Annotated in this window: 8 protein-coding genes; 5 read left to right on the forward strand and 3 right to left on the reverse strand. The window is 33.6% G+C overall.

Features of this window, described 5'->3' with window-relative positions; translation table 11 throughout:
• Window position 1 precedes the first annotated feature (1 nt).
• The 3 genes from AMQ68_RS04960 (at window position 2) to AMQ68_RS04970 (ending at window position 6598) form a co-directional block, all read left to right on the forward strand.
• The gene (locus AMQ68_RS04960) at window positions 2-3073 is read left to right on the forward strand and encodes a T9SS type B sorting domain-containing protein (protein WP_054509483.1); all 3072 of its coding nucleotides are present in this window, start codon (window positions 2-4) and stop codon (window positions 3071-3073) included.
• 68 nt (window positions 3074-3141) lie between these two features.
• A complete protein-coding gene (locus AMQ68_RS25905; RefSeq protein ID WP_369678605.1) occupies window positions 3142-6111 on the forward strand; it encodes a gliding motility-associated C-terminal domain-containing protein in 2970 nt (989 codons plus the stop codon).
• A gap of 49 nt (window positions 6112-6160) precedes the next feature.
• The gene (locus tag AMQ68_RS04970; RefSeq protein ID WP_071254661.1) at window positions 6161-6598 is read left to right on the forward strand and encodes a hypothetical protein; all 438 of its coding nucleotides are present in this window, start codon (window positions 6161-6163) and stop codon (window positions 6596-6598) included.
• 714 nt (window positions 6599-7312) lie between these two features.
• On the opposite strand, the gene AMQ68_RS04975 is transcribed toward AMQ68_RS04970, so the two are convergent.
• Complete coding sequence (locus AMQ68_RS04975) at window positions 7313-7738, reverse strand: transposase (protein WP_054509486.1); 426 nt, start codon at window positions 7736-7738, stop codon at window positions 7313-7315.
• Window positions 7739-8087: 349 nt separating this feature from the next.
• The gene (locus tag AMQ68_RS04980; protein WP_054509487.1) at window positions 8088-8897 is read right to left on the reverse strand and encodes a T9SS type A sorting domain-containing protein; all 810 of its coding nucleotides are present in this window, start codon (window positions 8895-8897) and stop codon (window positions 8088-8090) included.
• A 218-nt stretch (window positions 8898-9115) separates the two neighbouring features.
• Between AMQ68_RS04980 and AMQ68_RS04985 the strand changes: the two genes are divergently transcribed.
• Complete coding sequence (locus tag AMQ68_RS04985; RefSeq protein ID WP_054509488.1) at window positions 9116-10564, forward strand: IS1182 family transposase; 1449 nt, start codon at window positions 9116-9118, stop codon at window positions 10562-10564.
• Between the two features lie 162 nt (window positions 10565-10726).
• On the opposite strand, the gene AMQ68_RS04990 is transcribed toward AMQ68_RS04985, so the two are convergent.
• Window positions 10727-11608, reverse strand: a complete 882-nt coding sequence (locus AMQ68_RS04990) for an IS4 family transposase (protein ID WP_160317974.1) — start codon at window positions 11606-11608, stop codon at window positions 10727-10729.
• 997 nt (window positions 11609-12605) lie between these two features.
• On the opposite strand from AMQ68_RS04990, the gene AMQ68_RS04995 reads away from it, so the two are divergent.
• The gene (locus tag AMQ68_RS04995; protein WP_054509472.1) at window positions 12606-13052 is read left to right on the forward strand and encodes a transposase family protein; all 447 of its coding nucleotides are present in this window, start codon (window positions 12606-12608) and stop codon (window positions 13050-13052) included.
• Window positions 13053-13055 lie beyond the last annotated feature (3 nt).

Genomic DNA, 13055 nt, shown 5'->3' on the forward strand with positions numbered 1-13055 from the left:
AATGAAAAAAATTATATTTAGTCTATTACTTGTATGTTTAACAGTAAGCTCGTTGTTGGCACAAAGAGATACAGAACATTGGATAGCACCTTATTATGCTTCAACTAGTTATACACAGTCATTGTATCTTTCAACAGATTCTGTTACTCCTTTTGATGTGACCATATATAGCAACAACATCGCCCTGGGAACGGTAACCATCAGTAAAAACAATCCACAGACCTATGCTGTCCCTGTTGTCAATATTGCAGCAACCGTTGCTACAGATGCTTTTAAAGTAATCAATAAAGGCCTGTACCTGAATGGATCGAAACCTTTTTACTGCACCCTGAGAATGGTGAGTAATACCACTCATGCTGAAATTGTAACCAGTAAAGGTAAGGCCGGAATAGGTAAAGAATTTTATGTCGCCGCTACTCCATCAATCTTTACAGGGATTTCAAATAACTTTACTGCCGGAATTTTAGCAACAGAAAACAATACCTCTGTGACGGTAACCTGGAATGCAGGGGTGCTATTTATCGGAGCTACACCAACAGGGACAACCCATACTTTTACATTAAATAAAGGGGAATCTTTTATATTCGCCGGCAATGGAGCTGCCGCTTCAAATATGGAATCTTTCATCGGAGCTAAAATTGTTTCTGATAAACCGATTACGCTGACTAATGGAAACATAAATGGTAATTTTGGCACTGGTTCAAATTCAGGATCAGATGGAATTTTGGATCAGTCTGTACCTGTTGAAAGGCTGGGAAGTACTTTTGCCATGGTAAGAACCCGCTCCACTGCAGCAGACTTAGAAGGAGGGCTTGTGATTGCGACTGAAGACAATACCCAGATATTTTTAAATGGATCGACTACTTCTGCTGCTACCTTAAACCAGGGTCAATGGTATAGAATTTCCGGAAATGATTATATTCCGCAAGGTGCTTCAGGCCATGCTAATATGCTGATCACTACTTCAAAAAATGTATATCTGTATCAATTTGTTGCTGTAAATAACAGCAATGCCACTTGCGGTTTTAATTATATACCACCATTAAATTGTTTTCTACCCCGAAAAATTGATGAAATTGCTAAAATTAATGAAATGCCGCTTCCGAATCCCACGCCTTCCGGCATGATCATAAAATTAAATATTCTGACAGAAGCCGGTGCAGCAGTAACAGTAAACGGAGTGGCTCCAACATCAGTAGAGGGTCCTTATCCACTAACAGGAAATACAGCTTGGGTTACTTATGCTATAGAAAACATAACAGGAAATGTAACCATCATTTCTGATAAAGCAGTAACTGCCGGAATAAATGGTGGCTACAGCACTTCGGGATATGGCGGTTATTTTGCAGGATTCTCTTCAGTTCCCGTAATTGCCAAACAAACCGGTGATTGTGTTCCCGGAATTATTCTTGAAGTAGATGACAGCTATGAAACGTACCAGTGGAATTTAAATGGTACTAACATACCGGGAGCGACCTCAAATACTTATACACCTGCTATCGGAGGTAATTATACAGTAACTGTAACAATGGGAAGCTGTGCACCGGTAACAACGCCTATTTATAAAGTATTCACCTGCCTGCAGGAGACGATACAATCTATCTATATCTGCGGAACGAAACAAATTACCCCTACCTTTACAAGTTCTACGCAAACTCCGTTAGCAAGTACGGTAACAATTATTACCAATCCAACAAATGGTTCAGCTACTGTAAACCCGACAACAGGGGTTATTAGTTATATTCCAAACCCCGGATACCTTGGCCCTGATACTATTGTTTATAAATTCTGTGGTAATACTCCTGAATTTGCAGATTGTGAACAGGTTACTTTACATCTTAATCTGGTTCCATTTGTTGTAAAAGATGCAATCATTAAAACTTGTCAATATTCAGGAAAAGGATACTTTGATTTGACAACAGCTGATGTAACCGATACTACAGTACCGACCACTAAGAAATATTATCCCACTTTAGCAGATCTTACTGCCAATACCAATCTGATTACGAATTCTACCAATTATTTCTCGGGAGCAGGTTCCGTATATGTTCAAATTACCACATCAGAGGGGTGTGTTGGTATCTCCGAAATTACACTAGACTTCTTCCCTACTCCTGTCGTTCATGAAGCTACCCTTACAGAATGTTTTATTGAAAATAATGAAACGAAAGCACAGTTTGACTTAAGTACCGCCAATGTAAGTGATGAGAATCCAATCACTAAAAAGTATTATCCTACATTGGCTGATGCCAACAATAATACAAATGAAATTACAAATCCAACGGTTTATATTTCGGGTAACGGCTTTGTTTATGCAAGAGTGTTCAACACAAATGGATGTTACGCAGTCTCTAAAATAAATCTAACTGTAATTCCTCCCAAAAGATCACGATTGCTAGTAGATCAGTATATATGTATTGATGCTACAACAAGATTAGATGCAGGACCGGGATATGAATCGTACCAATGGAGCACTGGGGCAACTACGCAGACAATACAAGGGGTAACAGTTGGCGAATACTGGGTGATTCTAAAAGATAATGGATGCTCCATAAAACAGTTCGTCCATGTTAAAAAAGCTCAGGAACCTGTCATTACTTCAATTGATATCTCTAATAATACAGCGACTGTAAATACAGAAAGGGGTCAAGCACCTTACCAATATGCAGTGGATGGTACTGTAAACTGGCAAGACTCTAATGTATTTACTGGTCTTTCAAGAGGGCAACATACATTCTATGTAAAAGATGCTTATGACTGTGCCCCTATTTCAGTTGAGCTCACGGTACCCAATTTGGTGAATGCAATTACCCCCAATGGTGATCATGTAAATGATTACATAGATTACAGTGAGCTGGCATACAAAGGAAATCTAGTCTTTGTTATCTATGATCGATATGGAAATAAATTATTCACAGGTGACAAATTCAACAATTACACCTGGGATGGAAAATCTTCCGGAAAAAAAGTTCTCACAGGCACATATTGGTATCATATCACTTGGAATGAAACCAATGACAAAAAAACACCTGTTAAGTATACCGGCTGGATCTTAGTAAAAAACAGAGAATAATCTAAAAATAGATCTTATAATCACGATTCAAAAATCATGATTTTTTTAAAAATTAAAATGTCACCCTCATGATTAATATATTATTTTATAAACGTAGCCACTCTATATTGATGAAATTCCTATTAAGCTTATTTTTAATAATGATCAGTATGACCGTTTGTGCCCAAAGAGACACAGACCATTGGTTTGCACCCTATTATGATTCATCATCAAGTAACTACATCCATACTCTATACTTTTCTACCGATTCTGTTACTCCCTTTCAAGTAAAGATTTATAATAACAATACGGTAATTGGTACGGTTACTATCAGTAAAAATTTACCTCAATCATTTACATTACCTACCAATTATATCCGCACCAACAGTACCAACATGGAGTCTTCTGTTATCAATTTAGGTGTATACACAAAAGGAGATAAGCCTTATTTTGTATCTTTAAGAGCAGCTGTAAGCTCTCACGCAGAAATTATTACGTCTAAGGGAAAAGCAGGAATTGGCACAAAGTTTTATGCAGCTGCTACTCCTATTACCGTAGGTAGTAGCGCAACGAATTTTACGACCGGTATATTAGCTACTGAAGATAATACACAGGTTACAGTTTCCGGATATGATCCGAATATTCAGTTTATCAATAATCCATCACCTTCACCATCAATAACCATTAACCTCAATAAAGGGCAGTCTTACCTGTTGGCAGGTTTAGGAAATATTGCAGCAAACAGAGAAGGATTCATTGGTACAAAAATACTAGCTACAAAACCTATATCTGTTACCAACGGAAATTCAAACGGATTTTATGCCACTACAGCCACCGCTGACGGATCTGACCTCATAATGGATCAATCTGTTCCAGTGGATCGCCTAGGAAATGAATTTGCCATGGTGAAGAGTATTTCTACCAGTAATACAAATATGGAAGGGGGGATTATCATTGCTACAGAAAACGGTACCGAAGTTTTTTTGAATGATGTGTTAACCCCTGTTGCCACTCTAGGAGAAGGCGAATATTACAGAATCTTACAAAGTTCATATATTAATCAAGGTGGTGGACATTCTAATATTTATGTCAGAACGACAAAAAATGTCTACCTGTATCAATTGGTAGCAGCTTCTTCTACTAATAATACAGGTGGGTATAATTACATCCCTCCTCTTAACTGTTTTCTGCCTAGAAAAATCGATGAAATCGGTATGGTTAATGCAATGCCTGGCTCTATAGGAACGATTACTTTAAAACTAAATATTCTAACAGAAGCAGGTGCAGCCGTTACCGTAAATGGAGTTCCTCCTACTGCTGCACAAGGACCTTACCCAATTACCGGAAATAATAACTGGGTAACATATGCTATTTTGGGGGTTACTGGTAACTTAACTATTACCTCCACAAAAGCTGTGACAGCCGGTATAAACGGTGGATATAGCTCTGCAGGTTATGGTGGTTATTTCGCCGGTTTCTCTTCTATTCCTCTTATTGCAAAGCAGACCGGAGAATGTATTCCGGGTCTTATACTGGAAGTAGATGACAGCTATGATACCTATCAATGGTTTAGAAATGACATTGCAATTCCGGGAGCCAACAGCAACTCATACACCCCCACTCTATCTGGAAACTACACGGTAAGAATTACAGTAGGATCTTGTCCTCCTGCAATAACCCCGGCGTATAAAGTATATACCTGCCTCCAAGAAACGGCGTCTTCAAGAACTGTTTGTGAAGGATATCTGGATATTGTCCCGGCGTTTACAACCTCTACGCAAACCTTTGACCCCAGTACAGTACAAATCATCACTCCACCTACAAACGGTACCGCAACACTTAATGCAACAACAGGAGTTATTGGCTATATTCCTAATGCCGGATTTACAGGCACAGACACCATTACCTACAAATTCTGCGGAAATAGTCCCGATTTTATTGATTGTGAACAGATTACTTTAACACTTACCATATCTGAAAGTCCTGTCGTTAAAAATGCCGTACTAAGAACTTGTTTTCTCGAGACTAATGTAGCAACTGGATTATTTAATCTTAACAATGCTAATGTTTCAGATCAGCCCGGAGTTATTAAGCAATACTATCCATCATCAACCGATGCAGATAACCAGACTAATGAAATTAATAATCCGACAAACTATGTGGCGCCAAATGGTGTGGTATATGTAAGAGTAAGCAATACTAATGGATGTTACCGCGTTGCTGAAATTACCTTATCTGTTTTTCCACCTGTTCAATCTTCTGTATTAGTAGATAAAGAAATATGTATTGAAGACAGCACGACTCTGGATGCAGGTTCCGGATTTGACAGTTACGAATGGAGCACAGGGGCAACAACTTTTCCACCTGTTCAATCTTCTGTATTAGTAGATAAAGAAATATGTATTGAAGACAGCACGACTCTGGATGCAGGTTCCGGATTTGACAGTTACGAATGGAGCACAGGGGCAACAACTCAGGTTATTTCTAATGTAGGTGTCGGAACCTATTGGGTAAAGTTAAAGACCGGAGAATGTATCACAAAACAAACGGTAAATGTCTTCCCAACCAAACAACCTGTCATTTCTGCTATTGAAATCACAAACAACGACATTACAATATTAGTGATAGGTGGCACGCCTCCCTACAAATATTCAATAGACAATATCCAGTGGCAGGATTCTAATCAGTTTAAGGATCTTCCTAGAGGAGATTGTACAGTATATGTTAAAGATAGTTTTAATTGTCATCCAATCGAAATCAATATTACCATTCCCAATATTATTAATGTGATCACACCCAATGGAGATGGTATAAATGATATACTGGATTATTCTGCTCTGGCTCATAAACCTAATTTGATATTAACAATTTTTGATCGTTATGGGGCAAAAATGCATGAGGGAAATAAAAATAACGGATATAAATGGGATGGTAGCACCAATGGTGGACAAAAAGTTGCCACTGGAAATTACTGGTTTATTATCAGCTGGCAGGAAAATGATAAAAATAGAACACCTATCCAATTTTCAGGTTGGATCTTAGTAAAAAACAGAGAATAACTTAATAACAGACTTACAATTAAAGTTTAAGAAGATTAAATAGATTATTATGAAAAAGATAATATATTCATTATTAGTTTTTACCTCAGCAACGATGCTGGCACAAAAAAATACGAATGTTAATTTTACCATTTATAATGATGTGGTAGGAACTGATGAAATGTTTGCCCATTATAAAGAAAAAATAGAAAGCAAACATTTTTTTAAGCCCAAGGAAAAACTACCACAACACCTAGAAAAGTTCGCATATATTGCTGAAAAAGGTTTGACTGAAATAAAACTAAAGAAAAATATTGGTACTCCAGATATAATTCCACTTGAAATACTGAATGAGCAATATAGAATACCTAAAGACACCCCAATATTTATAGAAGGATATGAGTTCGATGACACCACTATTAGAATTTATAGTGAAATAATCACTAAAGTAGATGTAAAGGATGACAGTGATAAAAAATACCTTTATATATTTACAACTGATAAATAATTTTTTGTTAGCAGCAACTTTATATTGAGTTGCTGTTTTATTTCTAATCCAATACCTATTAATATATTTGACATTTGCACTTTTCAAAATATTTAAAAAAGGATGAGTAGAAAATTACACCAGTATAGATCTCATGATTTGAGGTTACCATCTCTATAAAAGTATTTTTGATCCTTATTAGCAAATTTTCAATGATGATCTAAATATTTGCTTAATATTTCACTCAGTATTATATACTCAAGCTAATACTACATCCAAAAAATGATTATACCGATGACGATGTTTGATTTCTGGAAACTTAAGATATAACTTTCTTGGTTTTTGTCAGAATAAAAACAAAAGATAATTTAGATTATTAATTAAATTTTACATGCTTAGTATTAATTTCATGATTTCAATATTGAATGAATAATTACATTTATAATCTAGTCATAAAAATGGCCTGAATTATAATAATCCAAGCCATAAATCTTTAAAAAAATGATATCTGTGTTCTCAAAGATAAGTAGTATAGGAAGAATGTATTAACAAATTTAGCGCTCCAATTTATAATGTAATATTGAAATCATTCAATAATATCATCTCCTTACCAGCCATCAAATTCGTAATGTAAATTTCTACAATCTATTTCTTTGTGTGGATATTTTAATCTAATAATATCCGTAAATATTTTTTTATAATCTGGACTTTCTGTTGTGGTTTTCATAATAGTTTTTAATACTTACTAAGCCATTTATATAATGTTGTTTTAGGAATTCTGTATTCATTTATTATCTGGCTCTTTGTTTTTTTATTAGTTCTAACAAGTTCCAAAATAAACTCAATCATCTCCCTGGTGAATATATTTTTTTTGAATTGAGGAAGTGTAGAGTGTTTAATTTTTGCAATTTGCATATATCCCATTGATTTCTGTGATGAATAAAAAACCAAATGCTGGCTATACAATCTGAAGAAATCATATTCCAACAACTTACTCCATTTTAATATAATATTACTATCTAAGGATTCACTATGATACATATTATGAATTAGTTCATCATCACAATTAAAAAAATTGCAGATACGTGAGGAATCAAGAAAAGTTTCTTCCACTCTAATTTTGATTAAGTTTCCTATATGTATATTTTTTAAATTGTCCATAATGTAAATAGTATTTTTATTTTCACAACCATCTGTTTTTAAAGCCCCTCTCTATACTATGGATTTTAATGAAAAACTATTACTAACGATATAAATTTAAAGAGGGGCATAAAATTTATATTTTTACGTTTTTTATCAATGAAAAATCCTATTATTAATTAAAGATGAAGTAACAGTGGGAATAGTAGATGTTATCTATGAACATCTAAGATTAAAAAAAGGAATTTTTATTAAAATTATTTTTCACACAATCATTATAAAGTTCATGTAATTCTAATATTTTAGTTCTGGAAGAAATAATCTTCCAGAAAAACATTCCTTAAGTATATTTAGGTATATTTTACGCTTCTTATTTCTTTATAAATTTAGTACTCCAGTTCTTATTATTAATTGAAATTACATATGTACCTTTAATAAGCTCTGATACATTGATCTCATTATCAGCGTTCACTATACCACTTCTTACTTTTTTTCCTTCCATATTATGAATAGCATAACCAATAGTTTCTTTATTTCCAACTATTTTTAAATACTCTGTAGTAGGATTAGGATATAGATTAAACACATTAATGAAATCTTTTTTCTCTACTCCTAAAGACCCTCCTTCATTTCCTGCTTCAATACCTGTATTTGATGCAGTTTGGTAAGCATATGATTTAATAATAAGCTTATTTGTAACAAAAGATACAAGAACCCATCCATAATAATATTGTCCTGCAGATAAAAATCTAATTCCTATATATTTATCGCCTAATCCTAAAAAATTACTGCTCTCACCGTCTCCAATAAGAGGGCCTCTTGCCTCAGTAATCCATCCCGTTGATGAAGGACCAATCGGTGTACTAACGTCTAATGGCATTGCATATGGCACACCATACGAATTAGACATTCCTTTTACAATCACCTGATTATTAGAATTATAAGAATATGAGTTAGAACTTGTAATATGCATAAAATAAGTTCCAGTACCATAAACATTCCATCTAAAATTAAAGTCAACTACTCCGTCGTTATTAAAATCTATGGGAAATAGATTAGCACTGCTTCCACCTGTTTGTGAAAGATTTATTTCAAAATTGGGAGTTACAGGTGTATAGATAATTTGGGAATAAGCTTTGCCTATTAAAAGAAAGACTAAAGCAGTAAACATTTTTTTCATTTGATTTTTTTTAAACTTTAATATCTAAGTACATGACAAAAATTGCAAAATATTGATATTCATTTTATTTAGAGTATTCATAAGCATATTGTTAATTTGATTTAATCCATATTTAAAAACACTAAAAGCTCTTCGAGGGCACTGAAAAGTCCTAAAAAAGCAGAAATTTTCAATTTCTGTTTTTTTTGTATTTTGAATCAGCATAAAAGCTGTATTAAATGTTAGTTTTACAATCAAAAATTCAATTCAGTGCGTACTTGGAATTATATGAATTAATCGTACCCAAAGACAATCTTCTTCGTAAGATTAATGAGCTGATAGACTTTAGTTTCATCTACGATGAACTGCTGGACAAGTATTGTTCTAATAATGGACGTATAGCAGAATGTCCTATAAAAATGTTCAAATATCTGTTATTGAAAACAATTTATGCCATTTCAGATGTTGATGTGGTTGAACGTTCTCTGTATGACATGTCCTTCAAGTATTTTCTTGAGATGTCTCCCGAGCAAGCCGTTATTGATCCCAGTTCCTTGACCAAATTCCGAAAGCTTCGCTTAAAAGACACCGATTTATTGAACCTTTTGATAAGCAAAACCGTGGCTATCGCTATTGAAAAAGGTATAATCAAGTCTAAATCCATTATTGTTGATGCTACACACTCCCTTTCCAGATCAAATCCCAATTCAGCACTTGATGTTCTCAGAGAGCGTTCAAAGCTATTGCGAAAAACGGTTTATCAATTTGATGATGAATTTAAAAATCAGATGCCTCAAAAGAATACTGAAAACGATTTGGATAAAGAATTGGCTTACTGCAAAGAACTGGAAAAGCGTATTGAAGATGAACCTTCTATAAGCGCTATCCCGGCGGTAAAAGAGAAGTTAAATCTACTCAAAGAAACGGTGGAAGACACCACGGAAAATTTAACACTCTCAAAAGATGCTGATGCCAAAATAGGTCACAAGTCCGCAGAGAGTTCTTTTTTTGGCTACAAGACCCATTTGGCAATGAGCGAAGAACGTATCATTACTGCTGCTGTAGTGACATCGGGAGAAAAAGGTGACGGTCCGGAATTGCCCAAGCTTTTAGAAATGAGTCAAGAAAACGGAATCGATGTAGATACTATTATTGGTGATGCGGCTTATTCAGGAAAAGAAAATCTTAAACTCACCACTCAGCAAAACATTAAAATCGTTGCAAGGCTCAATCCATCCATAACCCAAGGTTTTAGAAGAGATGAAGATAAGTTTGATTATAACAAAGATGCCGATAGATTTGTTTGCCCTGCAGGATATTTAGCCATCAGGAAAGCCCGTCAGAACAAAAAAAATGTAGGCAATAATCAAGTAGATACTTACTATTTTGATGTCGAAAAATGCAAATCCTGCGTATTGAAAGAGGGCTGTTACAAACAGGGAGCAAAAACAAAAACGTATTCTGTATCAATAAAATCAGAATTACATCAAGGCCAAATGGCTTTTCAAGAAACAGAGTATTACAAAGAAAAGGCGAAACACCGCTACAAGATAGAGGCCAAAAACAGTGAGTTGAAAAATGTACACGGCTATGACCGAGCGATTTCATATGGTATAGCCAATATGCAAATGCAAGGAGCCATGGCTATTTTCACAGTTAACTTAAAAAGAATACTGAAATTAATGTAAAAAAGTAATCTTCAATTGCTCTCTGCAAAAAATCTATAAGAAACTAGAATAAACTTCAGATAATCAAAATTTATAAGAAGCTAAAAAAAAGAAAAGCGCTTATTACGGGATTTTAAAATCCCGTAATAAGCGCTTAAACATTGTCTGAAAAAAACAAAGCAATCAAAATAGTACTTGTTTTTCAGTGCCCTCAGCTCTTCTTTGGTGTTTTTTGAATTTGATAGGTTTAATTTTTTCATGTACATAATCTCCAATTTTATAACACCAAACTAACGCCAGCATTACGATCATGAATAGTTTTTCTAACCTCTTTTGATCCGTTACATGAGTGGCTTCAATATTAAAGCCACTGGTTTTGAAAGCCTTAAAAAGTGTTTCAATTTGCCATCTTTTCCTATAATATTCCAAAGATTCCTCAGGTTTATTGAAGGAAACCAAAATCAAAAAATCCAATTTCCCAGTCCTGTCATACTGCTTCATGCCTGAAACGTAACATTCTACCCCATTAATTTTAACAATTTTAGGATGATGAAGAAATTCACCCACTCTCAATCGGTTAAACAACCAAAATACCGGTGTTTCTTCATTCTTATCAAATCGGAAAACCTTAAAATTATTCCGCAATCGAATATAATACCGTATTTTAGTTTTATTTAAAAAATCAAGCCAGTGATGGCCTATAAATTCTCTGTCTGCAAGCAAACAATCAATGCAGTCTTTCCCAAACCAATCTATAAATTGGGTGAGTAATTCTATTCTTTCATTGGTGTCAGAATTACCTCGTTTATCCAACATTTTAAACATAATTGGAATGGCTATATTTTTATAACAAATCCCTAACATCAAAATATTAATATTCGAATTCCCAAACTTCCAATTCGTACGATCTAGTACCAAAATTAGATGCTTCTTTTCTGGTAAAATACTGAATATAAAGATAGAAATCATTCTCATAGGAAAATCAAAATCTGCCATAAACCGCTGTATTCTTCGAAAGGAACTTTCTGCTGATGCACAACTATCGAATGCACTAGCTAAGGACATATAATTGATTTTTTTAACCTTACATAAAGCTATAATCATCATCGAAATAAATTTCAATCGGGCTTTGTTGATTTTTGTTTCAAAGCTGTGCTCTAAAACTAAACTTAGTTGGCTTGCGCACAACATTTTTTTTGTAATTTCACACCCTTGACTGGTCTTTGTGTGCTTAGTTGAATGCCTCGGAAACATCATCTAATTTACTAAACACCAGTCATTTATCCAAATTAAAAATAACTTATTTTACTGATTTACAATAACTTGTGATTTTTGTCATGTACTAAACTTTAATATACTTATATGTATAATAATAATGTCTAACTAAAAGTAATTTGTATTGTTAAAAAATTAGGTAAGACATTGCAACCCTACCTAATATAAACACAAAGATCAAAAATCAAAAACTTGATTTACATTATTTTTATTCATTTTTATTTGACGGTATTGACAATACAAAATTGAGCATTAATGATTTTAAATTAATACTGAATAGGACAATTTATTATCGTAAGAAGACATTTTTTAAATATTCCACTAAACCATTCACATAGTATTTTAATATTAAAATGAAAATAACTTATTATACACTCATTCCGTTTTTCTCTTCCAGGTAGGTTATTTACGACTTATTAGAATTTAAAGAACATAAACCTAACTTACTATTAAAACATGAACTTTAAACTAACTCTTTTCGAGAGATTAAAATATTTTGTATACCGCTTTTATCTATCCTAGCAAAGGTTGCAACTCCAAAGCACTAATCCTAACATAAAATGAACATAATTCTGATCAGCAGTTTTTCTGTAAATCAGTTTCTTTTTGTAATTATAAGAATTGATAAGATTGATTAATTTTTGATTGGTATCAAATTCATTATTTTTGGATCAAAAGAAAAAGAATGGCAAACTCTGCCATTCTTTACAATAAATGTAGATAAATACGCTAGACATCTTTCTTAATTATCTTTCAGTATTTCAAGAATAATAATATTTTTGCAGTAATGGATGTATTTGAGGAATATAAAGTGAGGAAGTCGTCCGAATTTCAGCGTTTAGTTGGCGTTAATAAGGGTGCTTTTATAGTTCTTAAAGATAAGTTTCTTAAAGAATTAGATGTTTATAAATCTGAGCTTTGGACCCGTAAATTAGGCAATAGAAGTAGTATGTCTCCAGAAAATCAAATTCTAATTTACTTATTGTATATAAGAAATTATGAAACCTATTTAACCTTAGGTAAAAGATTTGGGATTAGTGAATCTTATGCTTATAAGAGATGTAAGTTTACAGAAATGATTCTATTGAGGTGTTTGAATTGTCCTGATATTGGGAGTTTAAAAACGAACCTAGAAACCAATTTAGTAGCTATTGATGTATGTGAGCAAGAAATAGAACGTCCCTTAAAAAATCAAGAAGATTATTATTCGGGTAAAAAAAGCGACATACGATAAAGG

It is taken from the genome of Chryseobacterium sp. ERMR1:04 (assembly GCF_001297705.1).
Lineage (GTDB): Bacteria > Bacteroidota > Bacteroidia > Flavobacteriales > Weeksellaceae > Chryseobacterium.